Raw genomic sequence first — 23,049 nt, forward strand, 5'->3', positions numbered from 1 at the left:
CGTCTTAATTTTGCGTCACTTCACTCGACCCTTCGGCCCTCCCCGCCGAACCGACGGGAGCCGACAAAAGGCAGAGCCAATGAACGAGAATCGAAACGTCAAGATTCGGGTGCGCAACCTGAGCAAGGTCTTCGGCAACCAGCCCAAGAAGGCCCTCGAACTGCGCGACCAGGGACAGAAGCGTCCCGAGATCCTCGACAAGACCGGCCAGACCCTGGGCCTGTCCAACATCGACTTCGATGTCTACGAGGGTGAACTCCTGGTGATCATGGGGCTGTCCGGGTCCGGCAAGTCGACCCTGATTCGCTGCCTCAACCGCCTGATCGAGCCCACCGAGGGCGAGATCGTCATCGACGGCGAGGACATTCCTCAGCTGGAGGACAAGGCGCTGCTCGAGTGCCGCCGTCGGCACTTCTCCATGGTGTTCCAGAACTTCGCCCTCTTCCCCCATCGCACGGTGCAGCAGAACGCCGAGTTCGGCCTCGAGATCCGCGGCGTGGAGCCCGTCGAGCGGGCCGACATCGCCAAGAAGGCGCTCAAGCAGGTGGGCCTCGACGGGTGGGAAGACGCCTATCCCAACCAGCTCTCCGGCGGCATGCAGCAGCGCGTGGGCCTGGCCCGGGCGCTGGCCAACGACTCCACCGTGCTGCTGATGGACGAGGCCTTCTCGGCCCTCGACCCGCTGATCCGCGGCGACATGCAACAGGAGCTGCTCGAGCTGCAGCACCGCATGCAGAAGACCACGGTGTTCATCACCCACGACCTGGACGAGGCGCTGAACATCGGCGATCGCATCATCCTGCTCAAGGATGGCGAGATCGTGCAGATCGGCACGCCGGAGGAGATCCTCACCAACCCGGCCGACGAGTACGTCGAGCGCTTCATCGAAGGCGTCGACATGTCGAAGATCCTCACCGCCGAGCACGCCATGCGCCCGGTGCGCGCCACCGCCCGCGAGGATGACGGCCCGCGCACCACGCTGCGCAAGATGAGCGAGCACGGCCTGGACTCCATCTACGTGACCGGCCGCGACCGTACCCTCAAGGGCCTGGTGGAGGTCGATGCCCTCGAGCAGGCCGCCCAGGAGGGCAAGGACCACATCCGCGACGTGATGACCCAGGACTTCCGCACCGTCGGCCCCGAGGAGCCCCTGCACAACCTCTTCGCCATGTTCAGCGAGAAGAGCTTCCCCATCGCCGTGGTGGATGCCGAGAAGCGGCTGCAGGGCGTGGTGGTCAAGGGCGCCGTCCTCGATGAACTGGCACAGGCAGGAGACAAGTAATGGCTATCGAAATCCCGAGCATTCCGCTTGGCCAGTGGATCGAAGGCGGTCTCGACTGGCTGACCACTGAATATTCCGGCGTCACCCGCGGCATCTCGCGGGTCACCCAGACCGGCATCGACGGGCTCAACGACGCCCTGTTCTGGCTGCCGCCCTGGGCCCTGCTGCTGATCATCGTCGGCCTGTGCTGGTGGGTCTCGAGCCACCGCCTGGCGATCGGCGCGGCGCTGGGCATGGCGCTGATCTGGAACCTCGACCTCTGGGACCCGATGATCGAGACCCTGACCCTGGTGGTGATCGCCACCCTGGTCGCGGTGGTCATCGCGCTGCCGGTCGGCATCGCCGCGGCCCTCTCCGAGCGGCTCTACCGGACGATCATGCCGGTGCTGGACTTCATGCAGACCATGCCCGCGTTCGTCTACCTGATTCCGGCAATCCCGTTCTTCGGCATCGGCTCGGTATCGGCGATCTTCGCCACGGTGATCTTCTCCATGCCGCCGGCGATCCGCTTCACCACCCTGGGCATCCGCCAGGTGCCCAAGGACCTGATCGAGGCCGCCGACGCCTACGGCGCCACCCGCAGCCAGAAGCTGCTCAAGGTCCAGCTGCCGCTGTCGCTGCCCACGGTGATGGCCGGCATCAACCAGACCATCATGCTGGCCCTCTCCATGGTGGTGATCGCCGCCATGATCGGCGCCGATGGCCTGGGCAGCGAGGTATGGCGCGCCATCCAGCGCCTGCGTCCGGGCGACGGCTTCGAGGCCGGCATCGCCGTGGTGATCCTGGCCATGCTGCTCGACCGCGTGACCCAGTCGCTGCGCAAGGGCCGCAAGGGCTGAAGACTCAGACGTATGTCGTAGAGGCCCGCCCTTGAAAGCCCGCGGGCGGCGCCTCAGGTCTAACCGTTACACACGCGAAAGAAGGACTACAGATGACTCAGCAACCGCTTAGCCGCCGTATCCGTGCCGCCAGCCTCGCCCTGATCGCCGGGACCGGCCTCGCCGCCGGCGCCGCCCAGGCCGAGGAGAAGGGCACCGTCGAACTGGCCTACGTCGAGTGGGCCTCCGAAGTCGCGTCCACCAACGTCATCGCCGCCGTGCTGGAGCAGGCCGGTTACGAGGTAGAGCTGACCTCGCTCTCCGCCGCCGCCATGTTCCAGGCACTCTCCACCGGCGACGCCGACGCCATCGTCGCCGCCTGGCTGCCGACCACCCACGCCGACTACATGGAGCGCGTGGGCGACAGCGTCGACGACCTGGGGCCCAACCTCGAGGGCACCAAGCTGGGGCTGGTCGTGCCGGCCTACACCGACGTCGACTCCATTGCCGAGCTCGACGCCAACGCCGACGCCTTCGACGGCACCATCACCGGCATCGATCCGGGCGCTGGCCTGATGAGCCTCACCGAGGAGGTCGTCGAGAGCTACGATCTCGAGGAAGTGGACCTGCAGAGCGGCAGCGGCGCCACCATGACCGCGGCCCTGGACAGCGCCATCAAGAACGAGCAGGACATTGTGGTCACCGGCTGGACCCCGCACTGGATGTTCGCCCGCTGGGACCTCAAGTACCTCGAGGACCCCAAGAACGTCTACGGCGGTGCCGAGCAGATCAACACCGTTGCGCGCGAGGGGCTGAAGGAGGACATGCCGGGGGCCTACGCCATCCTGGACGCCTTCGAATGGACCCCCGAGCAGATGGGCGAGGTCATGCTGATGAACCAGTCTGGCGATGCCGAGCCCTACGAGAACGCCAAGCAGTGGGTCGCCGAGAACCAGGACGTGGTGCAAGAGTGGCTGCCGGCCGAGAGCTGATACGCCGCCACGCCGTCACCCTGTGACGCGCGGAAGACAAGGGGGAGAGTCCGATCGGGCTCTCCCCCTTTCGTTGGTGCGCCCGACATGGCGGCCGGTGCCCCACGGTTATCAGATGCATTAGTCTTGATTAAAATGCGCTATTGGACACCAATCTGTCGCGTTTCGCATACGCTTAATGGGCCGATGGTGTAGGGTAGGCGCCGATTGACGGCAAGTTACGTTGAAATCGGCCCATGCCCAAACACCCTTGACCGTCCACACTTGACGTGAAAGTAGCCGACCCCACCAGGAGGAGCGCAGGCATGTTCAAGAAAATCATGGTGCCAGTGGATCTGGCCCACCTCGACGTGATCGAGCCATCGCTGAAGATCGTCGCCGACCAGGCGAAGCACTACGACGCCGAAGTCTGCTACGTCGGCATCACCGCCACCACGCCGGGCTCCGTGGCCCGCACGCCGGAAGAGTACACCGAGAAGCTCGAGGCCTTCGCCCAGGAGCGCGCCAAGGTCCACGGCCAGCCGGTCAGCACCCACACCATCGTCAGCCCCGACCCCATCGCCGATCTCGACGACGACCTCATCGAGGCCATCGACAAGGTGGGCGCCGACCTGGTGATCATGCCGACCCACCCGCCCAAGCACCTGGATGCGATCATCCCCTCCCACGGCGGCAAGGTGGCGACCCACACCAAGGCATCGGTCTTCCTGGTGCGCCCGGGCGCCGGCGAGTGACCGTGACGACACACACACCGATAATCGCAAGGGAGACGTCTAGTGGCTAAGCAACCCAACGACGGCAAACCCAAGGTGCCGGAGGACACCGGCACCGAGGGGATTCCGGCGCCCGAGGGCGCGGCCAACCTGATCGATACCGATTACGTCATCGGTCAGGACAACATCACCGCGTCACCGCTGGGGATCGACGTGGACCTTCACGGGAAGGTCTTCCTCTTCTCCTCGCTGGTGATCCTGTTATTCGTGATCGCCACGCTGGCCCTCCAGGACCAGATGGAACCGATCTTCAACGCGATGTTCAGCTTCCTGACCACCAACCTGAGCTGGGTCTTCCTGCTCGGCGCCAACGTGTTCGTGTTGCTGGCCATCGTGCTGATCTTCACGCCGCTGGCCAAGGTGCGGATCGGCGGCGCCAACGCCCGACCCGACTTCAGCTACCTGGGCTGGTTCGCGATGCTGTTCGCCGCCGGCATGGGCATCGGGCTGATGTTCTACGGGGTGTCGGAGCCGCTGACGCACTTCGGCACCGCCATGGGCGGCACCACCGTCGAGGACGGCGTGCGCACCGACTGGGCACCGCTGGGCGCCGCCGCGGGCGACCAGGCCGCCGCCATCGACCTGAGCATGGCCGCCACCATCTTCCACTGGGGCCTGCACCCCTGGGGCGCCTATGCCATCGTCGGCCTGGCGCTGGCGATCTTCGCCTACAACAAGGGCCTGCCGCTGACCATGCGCTCGATCTTCTACCCGATCCTCGGGGAGCGCGTGTGGGGCTGGCCGGGCCATGTGATCGACATCCTGGCGGTCTTCGCCACCCTGTTCGGCCTGACCACCTCGCTGGGGCTCGGCGCCACCCAGGCGGCCGGGGGGCTGAACTACCTGTTCGACATCCCCAACAACAACACCACCCTGATCCTGCTGATCATGGGCATCACCGTGGTCGCGCTGGGCTCGATCATGCTGGGGGTGGACAAGGGCGTGCAGCGCCTGTCGCAGATCAACATGGCGCTGGCCTTCCTGCTGCTGGTCTTCGTGATCGCCGTCGGGCCGACGCTGATGATCACCATCGGCGTGTTCGATAACCTGCTGGGCTACGTGCAGAACCTGCCGGCACTCTCGATGCCGTTCGGGCGCGAGGATGCCAACTTCAGCCAGGGCTGGACCGCCTTCTACTGGGCCTGGTGGATTGCCTGGTCGCCCTTCGTCGGCATGTTCATTGCCCGCGTCAGCCGCGGCCGCACGGTACGCGAGTTCCTGATCGCCGTGCTGCTGGTGCCGTCGATGGCCTCGGTGGTGTGGATGACCGCCTTCGGCACCACGGCCATCGACCAGGTGGTCAACCAGGGCATCACCAAGGTGCAGGATGCGGCGCTCGAGCTGCAGCTGTTCACCATGCTCGAGTCCCTGCCGCTGACCACCATCACCTCCTTCATCGGGATCGTGCTGGTCATCGTGTTCTTCGTGACCTCCTCCGACTCCGGCTCGCTGGTGATCGACTCCATCACCGCCGGCGGCAAGGTCGATGCGCCCAAGCCCCAGCGCATCTTCTGGGCGCTGATCGAGGGGGCACTGGCCATCGCGCTGCTGCTCGGCGGCGGCCTCGGCGCCCTGCAGACGGCCGCCCTGACCACCGGCCTGCCCTTCACCCTCGTGCTGCTGGTGGGCTGCTATGCGATCGTCAAGGGCCTGATGAGCGAGCCGCGTAGCGCCTGACGGCCACGCTCATCCCGGCGCGCCGACGCGCCGGCATGCCACGACAGGAAGGCGGCCCTCGGGCCGCCTTCCTCGTGTCTGGAGTCGGGGTCGCCGTCCGGTCAGGCTAGCTCCACAGCTCGCCCACCGGCATCTCGGGATCGAAGTGGGTGGCCACCTGGGCCTGCAGCAGCTCGGCGGTGGCCAGGGCGTCGACCAGGGCGTGATGGCCCGAGTAGACCGGCAGCCCGTAGCGCTCGCGGCTGTCGTAGAGGCGAATGGAGGCCGGCGGCCGGCCCATCCAGCGCTTGAAGCGCGCCAGCAGCGACTGCCGATGCCGGCGCGCCTCCAGCGACATGGTGTCGATGACCGGGAACATCAGCCCCTCGCCCCGGCGTGCCTTCACGGCGGCATCCAGGAACGGACGCTCGATATGCCGATAGTGCACCACCACCAGGCGGCCCGCGATGGCCGCGAGGAGCTCCTCGAGGATCTCGTCGAAGTCGGGGGCACCGGCGATGTCCGAGTGGGTGATGTGATGGAAGGTCACCGACTTGGCGTTCAGCGGCCGGGGCGGCCGCAGCACCCAGTAGCGCCGCTGGGGCAGGCTGATGCGCCCCAGGGTGAAGGGCACCAGACCGATGCTGACGATGGCGTGGCGCCGCTCGTCGAGCCCGGTGGTTTCCATGTCCAGGGCGACCATGGGCGCCTCGGCGATGGGCGTCTCCGGCCCCGGCATCCCGGTGGCGAAGAAGCGCGCCAGCAGCGGGTCGCCGGCGAGCTCGGCACGCTTCGCCAGGTACTCCGGCCAGCCCGGCACCGCCGGGGATCGCCTGCGTCGCGGGAGGCGCATCTCAGCGTGACCGCGACGGCATGGGATAGCGGAACTTGAGGAACTTCTGGGCGTTGCTCAGCACCTGGAAGGCATCCTTGAGGTTGTGGCGCTCGGTGTCGGAGACGTTCTCCGGCTCGATGTTGTTGTCCGGCTCCAGCTCGTGCTGCAGGTCGATCATCTGATGGCGAATCCGCGACATGCTGAGGAACTCCAGGGCGTAGCGCAGCCGGTCGCTGACCCCGGGGGCCAGCAGCTGGGTGCGGTCGATATCCTCGAGGCGCTGGAAGCTGTTCTGGGCTCGCGAGCCGCAGGCCAGGGCGTGGACGCGGATCAGGTCGACCATCGGCGCGGTGCCCCGGCGCTTGAGGTTGATCGAGTTGTTGTGCTTGCCGTCCTTCTCCATCACGAAGGTGCGGAAGAAGCCCAGCGGGGGGGTGCGGCCGAGCGCGTTGCGCGCCATGGAGGCGAGAAAGCGCGGGTGCTTGGGCGCCAGCTCGGCGACCAGGTCCTGGAGCTGCTCGACGAGCGGGTTCTCGCCGTAGACGCTGTCCAGGTCGAAGAAGATCGAGCTGTGCAGGAGCCGCTCCGGCGTGGGCTGCTCGATCCACTCGCGGAAGTAGCCCTTCCAGACCGCGAGCGGCTGTCGCCAGCGCGGATTGGTGGCCATGATGTCGCCCTTGCAGTAGGCGTAGCCGCAGGCGGCCAGGCCGTCGCTCAGGCGCGTGGCGAGCGCCAGGAAGTAGTCGTCGTGCTTCTCCGGGTCGAAGTCGTCGGAGAGCACCAGGGCGTTGTCCTGGTCGGTGACGATGGACTGCTCGTTGCGGGCCATGGAGCCCAGCGCCATCAGGCAGTAGGGCACCGGCGGCGGCCCCAGCTCCGCCTCGGCCAGCTCCAGCAGGCGCCGCGACAGGCTGCGTCCGATGGTCGAGAGCGCACTGCCGATCATCCGCGAATCGGCGCCCTCCTCGACCAGGCGCACGAAGGCCGCGTTGACGTCGGGGGTCAGCCGGGCGAGCCCCTCCTGGCTGGACTGGTGGAAGATGTTGCTGACCAGGTAGAGGCTCGACTGGGTCTCGTAGCGGATGATGTCGGAGAGGTGGACGATGCCGACCGGTGAGCGGCGGTGCATCACCGGCAGGTGGTGGATGTTGTTGCGCAGCATGCAGAGCATGGCCTCGTGCACCGACTCGTCGGACTGCACGGCGATCAGCTTGTGGGCGATCACCTCCCCCACCGGGGTGTCGGCGGGACGCCCCGCGGCCACCACCCGGGTGCGGAAGTCGCTGTCGGTGAGGATGCCCCGGACCTGCCAGGCCCGCCCCTCGCTGTCGCGGAAGGTGTAGCGAGGATTGTCGCAGGGCTCGTCGAGCACCAGCACCGCCGAGGCCTGGTAGTCGCTGATCAGCCGGGCGGCCTCCTGGACGGTCGTACTGGCCTCGACCATCACCGGGTAGCGCGACACCAGCTTGCGTACCCGGGTGATCATCATGTCGTTCTGTTTCTTGTCCTGCTCCACCGTCGACTCGAGCCGCGGGCGCTCGACCTCGACGAAGTCGGCGAAGTGTTCATCCGCCTCGCAGAGCTGGAAGAAGACCGCCTCGGGAATGAAGTAGATCAGGGTGTCTTCCATCGCCTTGGCGGGGAAGCGGGTGCGGCGGTTTCGCAGCAGGCTGAAGTGGCCGAAGATGTCGCCCTCGCCCAGGCGGTTGTAGAGCTCGCCCCCGCGGCGATAGACCTCCACCGCGCCGCTGCGGATGTAGCAGAAGTCGTGCACCTCCTGGTTGAGGGTCAGGATGTCGCTGCCGGCCTTGAAGTAAGCCACCTCGACCTGGCCGGCCACCTCGTCGAGCAGGTCGTCGGAGATGCCGTCGAAGGGCGGGAAGCGCCCCATGTGCTGGCGGATTTCCAGCAGTTCCACATCCATGTCCCTGACTCCGAGCGATGAGATTGCGACAAGTCTGGAATGGCCCGGCGGCGCTGTAAAGCCGCCGTCGGACGCGCCGGTGCCCTCTCAACGACGAAGGGCCGCCCCGTATGGCACGGGGCGGCCCTTCGACAGCGCTATCGCGACCGCATCGACGGCCGCGATCACCAAGAGCGGGTTACGAGGCCTGGTCGGCGTCGGCAGTGCCGGCCTTGGCCATCTCCTGCACGCGCTGCATCAGCTCGGGATCCTGCTGGATCGCCTGACCGATGGCGTTGAAGGTATTCACCTCGAGGCCGCTGTTCTCGACGGCCTTGACCATCTCGTCATTGGCTTCCTTGCGCACGGCCTGCTGAGCCTCGTCGCCCTCGGCCGACTGCAGCTGCTTGGTGTACTCCTGGGAGATCACGGCGATCTCCTTGGAGGCATCGGCGAACTGCTGGAGCTGGGCGTCGGAGAAGTCCTGGGCCGCGGCCGCTGCCTGCGGCTGGTCGGCGCTGTTCGCGGCACTGTCCTGCTGGGCCTGGGCCTGGGTGGCGGCGAGGCCGAGCGAGAGCAGTGCGGCCGAGAACAGTGCGGTCATCCGTTGCATGAATACCTCCTGAGGATCTTGTGTGTGCCCCCGGTCTGACGAGCGATCGCCGCGAGGGTTCAGGTTTGTCGTGTAACGGTTTGAAAAACGGCGCTCCCCGGGGGAGCGCCGTGCATTGTGACAGCCCGCGAGGACCCGGGTCGACCCGCTAGCCGTAGGCCAGGTTGGGTAGCCAGGTGACCAGCGCCGGGAACAGGATGACCAGCAAGAGCCCCAGCGCCTGGATGCCCAGGAACGGGAAGGACGACTTGAAGATCTGTGCCATGGTGATGTGCGGCGGGCACACGCCCTTGATGTAGAAGAGCGCATAGCCGAACGGCGGACTGAGGAAGGACATCTGCATGTTGACCAGGTAGATGACCCCGAACCACAGCGAGACGTCCGTCGGGTCGACCCCGGGCAGGCCGAACACGCCAGTGAAGGAGAGCCCCTGGATCAGCGGCACGAAGATCGGCACGGCCAGCAGCAGGATGCCGACCCAGTCGAGGAACATGCCCAGCGCCACCAGCAGCACCATCATCAGCGCCAGCACCGCGTAGGGGCCGAGGCCGGCGCCGGTGATCAGGTCCTGCACGAACTGCTGGCCGCCCTGCAGGATGTAGAAGCCGACGAAGATGCTGGCCCCGAAGATGATCCACATCACCATCGCCGAGGCGACCAGGGTGGTCATGCAGGCGGCGTGCAGGTTCGGCCAGGTCAGGCGCCGGTGCATGGCGGCGACGATCAGCGCGCCGAAGGTACCGATACCGGCCGCCTCCACGGGCGTGGCGATGCCGGTGAAGATGATGCCCAGCACCAGGATCACCAGGATGATCGGCGCCAGCATGTTGCGCAGCAGCCGCAGCTTCTCCTTCATGTCGACCCGGTCCTCGACCGGCATCGGCGGCGCCATCTTGACGTTCAGGGTGCCGCGCAGCCAGCAGTAGAAGCCGTACATGAAGGCCAGCAGCAGGCCGGGGATCAGCGAGCCGAGGTAGAGCTCGCCCACCGACTGCTGGGCGATGACGCCGTAGATGATCGCGAGGATCGAGGGCGGGATCAGGATGCCGAGGGTGCCGCCGGCCATGATCGAGCCGATGGCGATCTCCGGATCGTAGTTGCGCTTGAGCATCGCCGGCAGGGCGATCAGGCCCATGGTCACCACCGCGGCGCCGATCACGCCGACCATGGCGGCGAGCAGCGTGGAGGCGATGACGGTGGCGATGGCCAGGCCCGCCTTGAGGCCGCCCATCCACTTGTAGACGACGTCGAACAGCTCCTCGATGATGCCGGCCTTCTCCAGCACCGAGGCCATGAAGATGAACAGCGGGATGGCCGAGAGCTGGTAGTTGGTCATCATCGGGAAGATGCGCGACGGCATCAGGTTGAGCATGAACTGGTCGCCGACGAGGTAGAGGAAGACCACCCCCAGGCCGCCGGTCACGAAGGCCAGCGGCAGGCCCGCCACCAGCACCACCATCAGGGCGCCGAACATCACCAGGGTGAGACCGCCGATGCCCACGCTGCCGAGGCTGTTCTCGATGCTGCCCGCCAGGCTCTCGTAGTCGGTCACCGCGACGTTGACCATCTCGAACACCGTCCAGGCCGCCAGCACGACGGCGAGAACCAGCAGCACGCGGGCGAAGGTCCGGCCGCCGTCATGCAGCCGCCAGTGGTGGCGGAAGGACTGGGCGTCGCGCACCAGCTGGCCGAAGCCCTGCAGCAGCAGCAGCAGGGCGCCGAAGAAGAGCATGAACTTGACCGGGTAGAACTGGATGGCCCACTCGGTGAAGGAGGTCTCGTTGGCGTAGCTCGACCCGAAGAAGTATTCGTCGCTGACCGACTGGGAGAAGAACTTCCAGCCGGTGACCATCAGCGCGACGGTGAAGATGAAGAAGAACACCGAGGTGGTGAGGTCCAGCGCCGCCTTGTTCAGGGGCCGGGCGCGCTGGTAGAGGATGTCCACGCGGACATGGCCGCCCTCGCGCAGGGCGAAGGCGCCCGCGACCAGGTACTGCATGCCGAACATCAGGGTCATCGACTCGTGCACCCAGTTGGTCGGCGAGTTGAAGGCGTAGCGCAGCAGCACCTCGTAGGCGAAGGCGAAGGGGGCAATCAGCGCCCAGTAGGCGACATAGCGGCCGGAAAACCCGGAGATGCGGTCGACGATGGCGGTGAACAGGTTGCCGGGGGGCTGGTAGCCGACCTCGACCTCCTCGCCGGCGGGCACCTCGGCGGTATCGCCGCCGGAGATGCGCCCGCCGCGGCGGAAGCTGCGGTCGACGCAGACCATCACCACCAGCGGCAACAGTGCCAGCACCGACCAGTAGAGCCAGTGCGGCAGCACGAAATCAATCTCAAGATTCATGGATACTCCTCCGCGGCGCCATCGCCTCCCGGCGATGGCAACGGATCATCGAGTCGACGGGATGCGGGAAAGATCGTCTCCCACGCCCGCACCGGGGGCGGCGGCCCCCGGCGCGGGCGAGCGGGTCGGATCAGAGGTTGAGCTCGTAGTCCTTGATGTCCTCCGGGGTGATCAGCGCCACGGCCGGATCCATCATGGTGTCGAGGTGCGCCTTGAAGAGCCGCGCAGCGTCCGGGTCCTTGTTGGCCCACTTGAACCACAGCGGCACGGCGATCTCGCGGAAGCGGTCGGCGTCGTCCTCGGAGAGGTGGATGACCTCCACGCCCTTCTCCTTGAACTTCGGCCAGGCCTCGGCGTTGGCCTTCTGGATCGCCGCGTAGTGCTCGCGGGAGTAGGCGGCCACCAGGTCGTGCATGAGGTCCTGGGTCTGGGGCGACATGCGCTCGAACACGCGGCGATTGACCGAGATGTCCATGAGGTCGACGGCCTGGTGCAGGCAGGGCGTGGAGGGCGGGCCCATGATGATGTAGTCGGCGACCTGCCAGAAGCCCAGCTCGTAGTTGTTGGCCGCGCCGGTGTAGTCGGCGGCGTCGATGGTGCCCTTCTCCAGCGCCGGATAGACCTCGGAGCCCGGCAGCAGGGTGGTCCGTGCGCCGGCGGCGGCGAAGGTCTCGGCGACGATGCCGCCGGGCATGCGCAGCTTGATGCCCTGGAAGTCGTCGAAGCTGCGCAGCGGCTTCTTGGAGTGGATCAGGTTCATGTCGTGGTGCACGTAGCCCAAAAGCTCCTGGCCCTGCTTGCGGTACAGGTCCTTGGCCAGGTCGAAGCCGCCGTAGGCGCCGAACATGATGTCCCACTGGTGGGGCATCGACAGGCCCATCGGGTAGGCGGTCAGGAACACGCCGGCCGGCATCTTGCCGGGCCAGTAGACGGTGAACCAGTTCTGGCCGTCGAGCACGCCGTTGCGCACCGCATCGGCGACCTCGAAGGCCCCGGCCACGGCGCCCGCGGGGAAGGGCTCGATGGTCACCTCGCCGCTGGTGGCTTCGCCGACCCCCTTGGCCCACTCCTCGAAGATGCGATAGCCCGGCGTGCCCGGCGGCCAGGACGACTGCATGCGGATGCGGATGCCTTCCTGAGCCTGGACGTTGCCGATCCAGGGGGCGGCGACGGCGGCGGCGGAGCCGACCGCGGCGGCCTTCAGGAAGTTGCGGCGATTGGGGGTCTTGAACGCGTCCTTGACGCCTTGGCTGTCGACGGAGGAGGAAGATGACGGCTGCTTGTCGTCCTGCATGGCATGGACTCCTGATTGGGTATCCCGGCCGCGCTGGCGGCGTCGGCCGGATCTTGTTGTTGTCGTCCCTGGGCCTTCGAGGGCCGGCCGGCGATCCGGGGATCGTCCGGCAGGCCGGTCTCACCGTCCCGGTGGACCTTGAGGATAGACCTGATACGTCTTGAGAAGAGGACGCTGATATGAAAACGTCTTCCCTCGCGAAAGCTAGCGAAACGGCAGCTCGTAGCCAATACGGCAATTCAACGCAACCCGACCGGTTTTACTGGTCAGACCAGCGGTCAATAAGGGGCAATCACCTGTTGGCACTGGTAAAACTCTGGTCTGACCAATTTGCCGGCGGCGCGAGGCCTACGACCAAAGCACGAGCCCCACGGTTGGCGTCCCGCGCCCTGGCCCGGGATGATGCTCACTCCCGCTCACCCTCACCACCACCACCCCGGACGATCTTTCATGACATCGGAACGTCACCGACAGGCAGCGCTGGCTGCCATGCCCATCCTCTTCGTGGCACTGTGGAGCACGGGCTTCATCGGCGCCAAGTTCGGCCTGCCCCACGCCGAGCCCTTCACCTTCCTGTTCGTGCGCTGCGTGCTGACCCTGATGCTGCTGGTGCCGCTGATCCTGCTGATGCGGGCCGACTGGCCGCGGGGGCCACGGCTATGGGGCCACATCGCGGTCTCGGGGCTGCTGGTGCACGGCGCCTACCTGGGAGGGGTCTTCTACGGCATCTATCAGGGCATGCCCGCGGGCCTGACGGCCCTGCTGGTGGGACTCCAGCCGCTGCTGACCGCGGCACTCGCCGGGCCGCTGCTGAACGAGCGACTGGGCAGGGTGCAGTGGCTGGGGCTGGTGATGGGCCTGGTCGGCATCGCCCTGGTGCTGGGCGGCAAGCTCGATCCGGGTGAGAGGCTGTTCCAGGGCTTCGGCCTCGGCGCCTTGGCCAGCGTGCTGGTGGCACTGGCAGGCATTTCAGTGGGCACGCTCTACCAGAAGCGTTTCTGCACCGGCATGCCGCTGCTCTCCGGCACCGTGGTGCAATACCTCGCCACCGGCGCGCTGGTGGGATTCGGCGCGCTGCTGTTCGAGACGCGGGAGATCGAGTGGACCCCGACCTTCGTGCTGACCCTGGGCTGGCTGGTGCTGGTGCTCTCGATCAGCGCCATCCTGCTGCTGATGGCGCTGATCCGGCGCGGGGAGGCCTCGCGGGTGGCGAGCCTCTTCTACCTGGTGCCGCCGGTGACCGCCCTGGAGGCGTGGTGGCTGTTCGACGAGCGCCTGCCGCCGCTGTCGCTTCTCGGCATGGCCATCGCCATCGCCGGGGTGGTGCTGGTGGTGCGGGGACGCCGCTAGGGAGGCGCCCCGCGGCCGGAGGGATCAGTACTCCACCACCACGTCGCCCACCGGCTTGCTGCAGCAGGAAAGGATATAGCCCTCGGCGATGTCATCGTCGGTGATGCCGCCGTTGTGGTCCATCTCGACCTGGCCGGAGCGGAGCGGGACCCGGCAGGTGCCGCAGATGCCCATGCCGCAGGCCTTGGGGATGTGCAGCCCGAGCTTGGCCGCGGCGGTGTGGACCGTCTCGCCGGGCTGGATACGCACGCTCTTGCCGGTGTTGCTGAACTCGACGCTGAGCAGGTCGGCAGCGTTGACTTCGTCGGCCTCGGCCTCGGCCTGCTCGACGTGCTCGATCACCTCCTCCTGGACGTCCAGCGGCGTAGCACCGAAGGACTCCTCATGGTAGCGGCTCATGTCGAAGCCGTTTTCCTTGAGCAGGTGCTTCACCGCGTTCATGTAGGGCGTCGGGCCGCAGCAGAAGATCTCGCGGTCCATGAAGTCCGGCGCCATCAGCTCCAGCATCGCCTGGCTGAGGTAGCCCCGAAAGCCCGACCAGGCCTCCCCAAGCTCGTCGCTGCGTTCGCAGACGATATGCAGCTTGAACTCGGGAATCCGCGAGAAGATGTGATCCAGCTCGCGATGGAAGATCACGTCGCGGGGCGTGCGGGCACTGTGCACGAACTCGACGTCCACGGCGGCGTTGGTATCGAACAGCCAGCGCACCATCGACATCAGCGGCGTGATGCCGACGCCCCCGGAGAGCATCAGCACCCTCTCGGCGGGATAGTCGATGATGTTGAAGTTGCCCACCGGGCCATGCACCGCCAGTTCGTCGTTGACCTTCAGGTTGTCATGCAGCCAGTTGGAGACCTGGCCCCCCGGCATGCGCTTGACGGTGATCGAGAAACTGTAGGGCACCGACGGTGAACTGGAGATGGTGTAGGAGCGCATGATCGGCTGGCCGTCGATCTCCAGCTCCAGGGTCACAAACTGCCCCGGCTTGAAGAAGAACATGACCGGCTGCTCGGCCATGAAGCAGAAGGTACGGGTGTCCGAGGTCTCCAGGATCACCTTGACGCAACGGACCAGGTGACGACCGTTGGTCCAGGTCTGGGTAGTGACGGGGTTCAGGAAGCTCATTGTCATGTTCTTGTCGCCTGGGCTGCAGCATGGAGGTCTCCGACCGCGGTGCCACCGCCTGCCGTTGAACGAATTCTGCGCACCCCCGCGGCCTGCCACTTGCCTGTCTGCGACATGGTCATATCCACCAGGTCCAGACCCGGCACTTTTCGCTGCCCCCCTCGTCGCTCCTGCATCATACCGCGTCGCCGGCAGACAACCGCCCCGAGGGGCGCTGTTACACACTCGCCTCACCCGCCACGGCTCTCCCGATGGGCGGTCCCGTACTCGGCAGTATCGAACAATTCCAACGCCGCCGCGGCGGCTCTGCAAGAGGATGTGCCTACATGGACCCGCTGTCTTCCGCTCGTCTGGATGATCCCCTGACCCCGGCCCGCGAGGCCACGGTGGAGATGCTGCGGCAGCGTCGTTCCCACTACTCGCTGCCCCAACCCTTCTACAACGACGAGCGGCTGTTCCGCCTGGACATGCAGGAGATCTTCGAGAAGGAGTGGCTGTTCGCCGGCATGACCTGCGAGATCCCCGCCAAGGGCAATTTCATCACCCTCGAGGTGGGCGACAATCCGGTGGTGATCGTGCGCGGCAACGATGGAGAGGTTCACGCCTTCCACAACGTCTGCCGGCACCGCGGTTCACGGCTGTGTGTCACAGACAAGGGCAAGGTGGCCAAGCTGGTCTGCCCCTACCACCAGTGGACCTACGAGCTGGACGGCCGCCTGCTGTTCGCCGGCGCCGACATGGGCCAGGAGTTCGATCTCGCTGCCCACGGCCTCAAGCCGGTTCACGTGCGTACCGGCGGCGGCTTCATCTTCGTCAGCCTGGCCGACGAGGCCCCGGAGATCGCCGGCTTCCTCGAGACGCTGGATCACTACCTGGCACCCTACGACATGGCGAACCTCAAGGTCGCCGTGGAGTCAAGCATCGTCGAGCAGGCCAACTGGAAGCTGGTGATCGAGAACAACCGCGAGTGCTACCACTGCAACGGCGCCCACCCGGAACTGCTCAACTCCCTGCAGGAGTTCGACGACACCGACGACCCCCGCGCCACCCCGGCCTACAAGGCGCTGGTCGCGCGCAAGCAGGCCGACTGGGAAGCCCAGGGCGTGCCCTTCAAGCTCACACGCCTCGAGCGCCGCAACCGCCTGACCCGCACCCCGCTGCTGGACGGCGCGGTGTCGATGACCATGGACGGCAAGCAGGCCTGCCAGAAGCTGTTGGGCAACCTCGAGAGCGCCGACCTGGGCTCGCTGCGCATCCTGCACCTGCCCAACTCCTGGAACCACTTCATGGGCGACCATGCCGTGGTGTTCCGGGTCATGCCCATCGGCCCCCAGCAGACCGTGGTGACCACCAAGTGGCTGGTCCACAAGGACGCCGTGGAAGGGGTCGATTATGATCCCGAGCGGATGCGCAAGGTGTGGGACGCCACCAATGACCAGGACCGGCGCCTCGCCGAAGAGAACCAGCGCGGCATCAACTCCAAGGGCTACGAGCCGGGCCCCTACTCCGAGACCTTCGAGTTCGGCGTCATCGACTTCATCGACTGGTACAGCGAGCGCATGCTGGAGAACCTGGGCCACACCGCGCCGCAGCTGCGCCTCGCCCAGGGCTGAGTCGCCGCCCGCTTCCACGAGAAGGCCCCGCCATCGGCGGGGCCTTTTGCGTGTCACTGGCAAGGCGAGCGCCCGGGCCGCGCCGTCGTCGCCGAGCCGCCCCGCCCGCGGTGGCGGGCGGGGCGGGGCGGCGGCGCATGGCCTCAGCGCAGGCCGGGTAGCAGGAACCGCTCGATCGCGGCGCGCACCGACGGCAGCATGATATCGGTACGGGCCATCAGCTCGTGCACCAGGTCCTCCAGGCCCGGCACCCCGACCTCCGTGTGCTTGAGCCGTGCCATGCGCGCGCAGGTCTCGGGGCAAGCCCCCTCCGGAATACGGATGCCCAGGGCGACCAGCCGGTCGCGGAAGTCATCTCCATCGATAAGGTCGACGATCATCATGGTGGTGTCCTCTCTGGTCCGTGCCGCCGTCAGGTCAGCGCCTCGATCGCGGCCGCCGGCACCAGCCGGCAGGCGGCATACTTGAACTCGGGAATCTTGCCGTCGGGGTCCAGCGCCGGGTTGGTCAGCACGTTGGCCGCCGCCTCGGCGTAGCAGAAAGGCACAAACACCATGCCCTCCGCCATCCCCGGATCGACGCGGGTCTTGAGCGTGATCTCGCCCCGCCGGGTGCTGATGGTCACCGACTCGCCGGGGGCGAGACCGATACGTCGCAGCTCGCCCGGGGCCAGGCTGGCCACGGCCTCGGGTTCCAGGTCATCGAGGACCCGGGCACGCCGCGTCATCGAGCCGGTATGCCAGTGCTCGAGCTGGCGACCGGTGGTCAACACGGTGGGGTAATCGCGATCGACCGGTTCGTCCGGCGGCAGCGGCAGCGTCGGTGAGAACTTCGCCTTCCCCGAAGCCGTGGGGAAGGCCTCGCTGAACACCACGTCGGCCCCCGGGGCATCGTCCGCCGGGCAGGGGTAGGTCACCGAGCCCTCGCGCTCGAGGCGCTCCCAGGTGATGTGATCGAGGGACGGCATGCCGCGCGTCATCTCGGCGAACACCTCCCGGGGATGGCCATAGTCCCAGGCCAGGCCGAAGCGCCGGGCGATCTCCTGGATGATCCACCAGTCGGGCCGGGCCTCACCGGGCAGGGGCATGGCCTGGCGACCCAACTGCACCTGGCGGTTGGTGTTGGTCACGCTGCCGTCCTTCTCCGGCCAGGCCGAGGCGGGCAGGATGACGTCGGCGAACTGGGCCGTCTCGGTGACGAAGAGATCCTGCACCACCAGGTGCTCGAGTTGGGCCAGCGCGGCCCGGGCATGCGCCAGGTCCGGGTCGGACATGGCCGGGTTCTCGCCGAGGATGTACATCCCCTTGATGGTGCCCGCGGCGATGGCGTCCATGATCTCGACCACGGTGAGGCCCGGCCGCTCCTCCAGGGGGGTAGCCCACAGCTCCTCGAAGGCGGCGCGCACCTGGGCGTCGCCCACCGGCTGGTAGTCCGGCAGGACCATCGGAATCATGCCCGCATCCGAGGCGCCCTGGACGTTGTTCTGGCCGCGCAGCGGATGAAGCCCGGTACCGGGCCGGCCGGTGTGGCCGCAGGCCAGGGCCAGGGAGATCAGGCAGCGCGCGTTGTCGGTGCCGTGGACGTGCTGGGAGATGCCCATGCCCCAGAAGATCATGGCGCGCTCGGCGTTGGCGTACTCCCTCGCCACCTCGCGGATCGCCTCGGGCGACACGCCGCAGCTCTCGGCCATGGCCTCCGGCGTCAGGTCGCGAACGTGCTCCTTGAGCGCCTCGAAGCCTTCGGTGTGCTCGCGGATGTAGGCCTCGTCATAGAGCTCCTCGGTCACGATCACGTTGAGCATGGCATTGAACAGCGCCACGTCGGCGCCCGGCGAGAAGCGCAGCGTCTGGTGGGCATAGGCACCCAGCGCCTGGCCCCGGGGATCGATGATGATGATCCGGGTCCCCTGCTTGGCGGCCTGCTTGAAGAAGGTCGCCGCCACCGGATGGTTCACCGCCGGGTTGCAGCCGGTGAGGATCACCACGTCGGCCTCGAGGGCCTGCATGAAGGAGGCGGTCACGGCGCCGGAGCCGATGCACTCCATCAGCGCGGCCACCGAACTGGCGTGGCATAGCCGGGTGCAGTGATCGACGTGGTTGGAGCCGAAGCCGGTGCGCACCAGCTTCTGGAACAGCCAGGCCTCCTCGTTGGAGCACTTGGCGCTGCCGAAGCCGGCCAGGGCATCGGGGCCATGGGCCGCCTTCAGGTCGACGAGCCCCTTTGCCGCCAGGTCCAGGGCCTCGTCCCAGCTCGCCTCGCGGAAGTGGGTGGTCGGATCGGCCGGATCGAAGCTCGGGTCGAGCCCCTTGGGCACGCCGGGCTTGCGGATCAGCGGCGTGGTCAGCCGCGAGGGATGGCGCGGGTAGTCGAAACCGAAGCGCCCCTTGACGCACAGCCGGTTGTGGTTGGAGGGCCCGTCACGGCCTGAGACGTGCAGGATCTCCTCGTCCTTGAGGTGGTAGGTGAGCTGACAGCCCACCCCACAGTAGGGACACACCGAATCGACCTGGCGGTCGGCAGCAGCTGAGTCGCCGCTGCCCGCCGCGTCGACCAGGGTGGCCGGCATCAGGGCGCCCGTGGGGCAGGCCTGGACGCACTCGCCGCAGGCCACACAGGTGCTGTCGCCCATGGGGTCGTCGAAATCGAAGACGATCTTCGACGCCGCCCCCCGGTTCGCCAGGCCGATGACGTCGTTGACCTGGACCTCGCGACAGGCCCGCACGCAGAGGTTGCACTCGATGCAGGCATCGAGATTGACGGCCATTGCCGAGTGGGAGCGGTCATGCACCGGCGAGGCGGCCCGGTCGGGGACATGATGGACGGTGGGCGCCTCGCGCTCCTCCCGCCGCGGCAGCCACTGGCGCACGGCGTCGGCATCGATGGCAAGCTGGTCGGCCATGTCCCAGAAGTGGCTCGAGCGGTCGGGGCCGGTCTCGCGGTCCGGCTGGTCGGCGACCAGCAGCTCCATCACGCCCTCCCGGGCGGTGCGGGCCCGCTCCGAGGAGGCGCTTCTGACCACCATGCCCGGGCGCGCCTCGCGCAGGCAGCTGGCGGCCAGGGCACGCTCGCCCTCGACTTCCACCATGCAGGCCCGGCAATTGCCGTCGGCCCGGTAGCCGTAGGCGTCCTTGAAGCAGAGGTGCGGGATGGTCTCGCCGGCCCGCTTGGCCACCTGCCAGAGGGTCTCCCCGGGCCGGGCACTGACCTCCGCGCCGTCCAGGGTCAGGGTAAAACTTTCGTGGGTCGTCATGGTGTCTCTCCCTACCCTTTCACGATCACGTTCTGCGCGGCAAGCTCGTCGCGGAAGTCCCGGAGCAGCCCCAGCACCGGGTTCGGCGCGGCCTGACCGAGCCCGCAGATGGAGGCGTCCATCATCACCCGGGAGAGTCGCTCGAGGTCCGCGGCCTGCCAGGTGTCACCCTCGAGCAGCGTCAGCATCTTCTCGGTACCCACCCGGCAGGGCGTGCACTGGCCGCAGGACTCGTCGGCGAAGAAGGCCAGCAGGTTGGTGGCGGCGGCGCGCAGGTCGTCCTGGTCGGAGAGCACGATGATGGCCGCCGAGCCGATGAAGCAGCCCTCGGCCTGCAGCGTATCGAAGTCGAGGGGAATATCCGCCTTGGAGGCCGGCAGGATGCCGCCGGAGGCGCCGCCTGGCAGGTAGGCGGCCAGGGTGTGGCCGTCGGCCATGCCGCCGCAGTACTCCTCGACCAGCTCGGTCAGGGTGATGCCCGCCGGGGCCAGGTGGACGCCGGGACGATTGACGCGACCGGAGACCGAGAAGCTGCGCAGCCCCTTGCGCCCGTGGCGCCCCTGGTCGGCGAACCAGGCCGCGCCGCGGGCCCAGATCGTCGGGATCCAGTGGACGGTCTCGACGTTGTTGACCAGGGTCGGGCGATCGAAGAGCCCGCGCTGGGCGACGAAGGGCGGACGATGGCGGGGCTTGCCCGGCTTGCCCTCCAGCGATTCGATCATCGCCGACTCCTCGCCACAGATGTAGGCTCCGGCGCCACGACGCATCACGATGTAGCCCGGCGCGACCAGGCCGGTGGCCTCCAGCTCGGCGATCGCCTCGTGGAGCACCCGGTGCAGGCCGGGATACTCGTCGCGCAGGTAGATGTAGAGCGCCTCGGCCTCCACGGCCCAGGCGCTGACCAGGGCGCCCTCCAGGAAACGATGGGGCTCGCGCTCCAGGTAGTGGCGGTCCTTGAAGGTGCCGGGCTCGCCCTCGTCGGCGTTGATCGCGCAGTAGCGCGGCCCCGCCTCGGCGCGCACGAAGTGCCACTTCTTGAAGGTCGGGAAGCCGGCGCCGCCCAGGCCGCGCAGGTTGGCGGCCTCCAGGGTCTGCATCAGGCGCTCCACGCTCACCTTGCCGGCCCGGCAGTCGGCCAGCAGCCGATAGCCGCCGGCCTCCCGGTAGGCCTCGAGCGGCTGCCAGAGGATCGCCTCGGGATGGAAGTGGCCGGTATCCACCACCGCCTCCACCGCCTCCTGGGTGGCGTGGCCGACATGGCGATGTCCCACCTCGACCACCGGGGCCATGTCGCAGCGGCCCATGCAGGGCGCCCGCAGCACGCGGACCCGCGACGGGTCGGCGCCGGCCTCGAGGGCCTCCTGGAGGCTGGCGGCGCCGGCCAGCTGGCAGGACAGCGAGTCGCAGACGCGCACGGTGATCGCCGGCGGCGGGGCCTGGTCATCGTGGACCACATCGAAGTGGGCATAGAAGGTGGCGGTCTCGTAGACCGCCGCCATCGGCAGGTTCATGTAGGCGGCCAGCGCACGCAGGTCGGCCAGCGAGAGGTGCCCGCGGGCATCCTGGATGACATGCAGATGCTCGATCAGCAGGTCACGCCGGCGGCGTTCGGGCGCCTCGCGCTCGTCACCCAACAGCCACCGCAGCGAGTCGAGCGTGGCGGGATCGAGATCACGGCCTCGGGGCTTGCCGCGGAAGCGGCGCGTGGGAGTCACGGTGTGGACGGTCATGGGTCACTCGTTGTTGTCTTTGTCGGCATGCTGATCGCATGTTGGCCCCTCCCCCCGGGGCTGGCAACGCCGGGAGGCGCTACCGGCACCGCCACGGGCATGCCGATGTCGCCATCGGCCAGGCGGGGGCGTGAAAAGGCGACGGCGCCCCGGAAGGACGCCGTCGCTGGGCAGGGCGGCACGATCAGGCGGCGCGGCTCCCGCGTGGGGGGACGCCCCCGCACCGGCTCGCCGCGCCGACTTAGGCGGCGACGCTGCCGTGCGGGTCGATGACGAATTTCTTGGCCGCCCCGCCGTCGAAGTCGGCGTAGCCCTTGGGCGCCTCGTCCAGGGTGATCATCTGGACGTTGACCGCGTCGGCGATGTTGACCTTGCCGAACAGGATCGCCTGCATCAGCGGGCGGTGATACTTCATCACCGGGCACTGGCCGGTATGGAAGCTGTGCGACTTGGCCCAGCCGAGGCCGAAACGCATGCTCAGCGCCCCCTGCTTGGCCGCCTCGTCGGCCGCGCCCGGGTCCTCGGTCACGTAGAGCCCCGGGATGCCGATCTGGCCGCCGGCACGGGTCAGCGACATGGCGGAGTTGAGCACCGTCGCCGGCGCCTCCTTGCCGTGGTTGCAGCCGCAGGCATGGGCTTCGAAGCCGACGCAGTCGACGAAGGCATCGACCTCGCGCTCGCCGAGGATCACCTCGATCCTGTCGGCCATGTCGCCGTCCTGGGTCAGGTCGAGGGTCTCGCAGCCGAAGCTGCGGGCCTGGGCCAGGCGCTCCTCGATCATGTCGCCGACGATCACGCAGGCCGCCCCCAGCAGCTGGGCGGACACGGCGGCGGCCAGTCCCACCGGGCCGGCCCCGGCGATATAGACGGTGGAGCCCGGGCCGACGCCGGCGGTGACGCAGCCGTGGAAGCCGGTGGGGAAGATGTCGGACAGCAGGGTCAGGTCCTTGATCTTGTCCATGGCCTGGTCGGCGTCCGGGAACTTCAGCAGGTTGAAGTCGGCGTAGGGGACCATGACGTACTCGGTCTGGCCGCCGACCCAGCCGCCCATGTCGACGTAGCCGTAGGCGGCGCCGGGGCGAGACGGGTTGACGTTGAGGCAGATGCCGGTCTGGCCCGACTTGCAGTTGCGGCAGCGGCCGCAGGCGATGTTGAACGGCACCGAGACCAGGTCGCCCGGCTGGATGAATTCGACGTCGCGCCCGCACTCCACCACCAGGCCGGTGATCTCGTGGCCCAGCACCAGACCGGAGGGCGCGGTGGTGCGGCCCCGCACCATGTGCTGGTCGCTGCCGCAGATGTTGGTGGTGACGACCTTGAGAATCACGCCGTGTTCGCACTTGCGGTTGCCCAGGGCGAGTTCCGGATAGGCGATGGATTCGACGGCGACCTCTCCCGGGCCCTTGTAGACGACGCCGCGGTTGGCTGTGCTCATGGCTGGCTTCCTTCGATGTTGTTGTAGGAGGCG

At 67.6% G+C, this 23,049-nt stretch carries 17 protein-coding genes; 7 read left to right on the forward strand and 10 right to left on the reverse strand.

The genetic code is table 11. The features are described 5' to 3' along the window. Window positions 1–79: 79 nt before the first annotated feature. The 5 genes from C9F13_RS04415 (at window position 80) to C9F13_RS04435 (ending at window position 5,542) form a co-directional block, all read left to right on the forward strand. Window positions 80–1,282, forward strand: coding sequence for a quaternary amine ABC transporter ATP-binding protein (locus tag C9F13_RS04415; RefSeq protein ID WP_108444983.1), 1,203 nt, complete (start codon window positions 80–82; stop codon window positions 1,280–1,282). 5 nt (window positions 1,283–1,287) lie between these two features. Continuing rightward, entirely contained in the window at window positions 1,288–2,121 is an 834-nt protein-coding gene (locus tag C9F13_RS04420) for an ABC transporter permease (RefSeq protein WP_108445351.1), read from the forward strand. Between the two features lie 92 nt (window positions 2,122–2,213). Further along, complete coding sequence (locus C9F13_RS04425; protein ID WP_108444984.1) at window positions 2,214–3,092, forward strand: glycine betaine ABC transporter substrate-binding protein; 879 nt, start codon at window positions 2,214–2,216, stop codon at window positions 3,090–3,092. A gap of 305 nt (window positions 3,093–3,397) precedes the next feature. Then, window positions 3,398–3,826, forward strand: a complete 429-nt coding sequence (locus C9F13_RS04430) for a universal stress protein (protein ID WP_108444985.1) — start codon at window positions 3,398–3,400, stop codon at window positions 3,824–3,826. A 42-nt stretch (window positions 3,827–3,868) separates the two neighbouring features. Then, window positions 3,869–5,542 (forward strand): BCCT family transporter, encoded by a 1,674-nt coding sequence (locus C9F13_RS04435; RefSeq protein WP_108444986.1) that lies wholly within the window; start codon window positions 3,869–3,871, stop codon window positions 5,540–5,542. Window positions 5,543–5,648: 106 nt separating this feature from the next. Here C9F13_RS04435 and C9F13_RS04440 read toward each other — a convergent pair whose 3' ends face one another. From C9F13_RS04440 to dctP, 5 genes are all read right to left on the reverse strand, one after another. Beyond that, the gene (locus C9F13_RS04440) at window positions 5,649–6,374 is read right to left on the reverse strand and encodes a 3'-5' exonuclease (RefSeq protein ID WP_108444987.1); all 726 of its coding nucleotides are present in this window, start codon (window positions 6,372–6,374) and stop codon (window positions 5,649–5,651) included. Window position 6,375: 1 nt separating this feature from the next. After that, window positions 6,376–8,280, reverse strand: a complete 1,905-nt coding sequence (locus C9F13_RS04445) for a DUF294 nucleotidyltransferase-like domain-containing protein (protein ID WP_108444988.1) — start codon at window positions 8,278–8,280, stop codon at window positions 6,376–6,378. A 178-nt stretch (window positions 8,281–8,458) separates the two neighbouring features. Next, window positions 8,459–8,872 carry a DUF4168 domain-containing protein gene (locus C9F13_RS04450; RefSeq protein WP_108444989.1) on the reverse strand — a complete coding sequence of 138 codons (414 nt, stop codon included), beginning with the start codon at window positions 8,870–8,872 and terminating at the stop codon, window positions 8,459–8,461. 148 nt (window positions 8,873–9,020) lie between these two features. Further along, window positions 9,021–11,219 carry a TRAP transporter large permease subunit gene (locus C9F13_RS04455; protein ID WP_108444990.1) on the reverse strand — a complete coding sequence of 733 codons (2,199 nt, stop codon included), beginning with the start codon at window positions 11,217–11,219 and terminating at the stop codon, window positions 9,021–9,023. A 130-nt stretch (window positions 11,220–11,349) separates the two neighbouring features. Beyond that, window positions 11,350–12,513, reverse strand: a complete 1,164-nt coding sequence (gene dctP, locus C9F13_RS04460) for a TRAP transporter substrate-binding protein DctP (RefSeq protein ID WP_108444991.1) — start codon at window positions 12,511–12,513, stop codon at window positions 11,350–11,352. A 450-nt stretch (window positions 12,514–12,963) separates the two neighbouring features. Here dctP and C9F13_RS04465 point away from each other — a divergent pair, with 450 nt between their 5' ends. After that, entirely contained in the window at window positions 12,964–13,863 is a 900-nt protein-coding gene (locus C9F13_RS04465; protein ID WP_108444992.1) for a DMT family transporter, read from the forward strand. A 24-nt stretch (window positions 13,864–13,887) separates the two neighbouring features. Here C9F13_RS04465 and C9F13_RS04470 read toward each other — a convergent pair whose 3' ends face one another. After that, window positions 13,888–14,994 (reverse strand): FAD-binding oxidoreductase, encoded by a 1,107-nt coding sequence (locus C9F13_RS04470; protein ID WP_108444993.1) that lies wholly within the window; start codon window positions 14,992–14,994, stop codon window positions 13,888–13,890. Window positions 14,995–15,314: 320 nt separating this feature from the next. Here C9F13_RS04470 and C9F13_RS04475 point away from each other — a divergent pair, with 320 nt between their 5' ends. Then, window positions 15,315–16,601: an aromatic ring-hydroxylating oxygenase subunit alpha gene (locus C9F13_RS04475; RefSeq protein WP_108444994.1), complete on the forward strand. Its 1,287-nt coding sequence runs from the start codon at window positions 15,315–15,317 to the stop codon at window positions 16,599–16,601. Window positions 16,602–16,744: 143 nt separating this feature from the next. Here C9F13_RS04475 and C9F13_RS04480 read toward each other — a convergent pair whose 3' ends face one another. The 4 genes from C9F13_RS04480 to fdhA all read right to left on the reverse strand — a co-directional run bounded on the left by C9F13_RS04480 (window position 16,745) and on the right by fdhA (window position 23,016). Further along, complete coding sequence (locus tag C9F13_RS04480) at window positions 16,745–16,984, reverse strand: hypothetical protein (RefSeq protein ID WP_108444995.1); 240 nt, start codon at window positions 16,982–16,984, stop codon at window positions 16,745–16,747. 29 nt (window positions 16,985–17,013) lie between these two features. Next, window positions 17,014–19,851, reverse strand: coding sequence for a formate dehydrogenase subunit alpha (fdhF, locus tag C9F13_RS04485; RefSeq protein ID WP_108444996.1), 2,838 nt, complete (start codon window positions 19,849–19,851; stop codon window positions 17,014–17,016). Between the two features lie 11 nt (window positions 19,852–19,862). Continuing rightward, window positions 19,863–21,581: an NAD(P)H-dependent oxidoreductase subunit E gene (locus C9F13_RS04490; RefSeq protein WP_108444997.1), complete on the reverse strand. Its 1,719-nt coding sequence runs from the start codon at window positions 21,579–21,581 to the stop codon at window positions 19,863–19,865. Between the two features lie 241 nt (window positions 21,582–21,822). Continuing rightward, a complete protein-coding gene (gene fdhA, locus C9F13_RS04495; protein ID WP_108444998.1) occupies window positions 21,823–23,016 on the reverse strand; it encodes a formaldehyde dehydrogenase, glutathione-independent in 1,194 nt (397 codons plus the stop codon). Window positions 23,017–23,049: the final 33 nt, after the last annotated feature.

Source organism: Halomonas denitrificans (assembly GCF_003056305.1).
In the GTDB taxonomy this organism is placed as follows: Bacteria; Pseudomonadota; Gammaproteobacteria; order Pseudomonadales; family Halomonadaceae; genus Halomonas; species Halomonas denitrificans.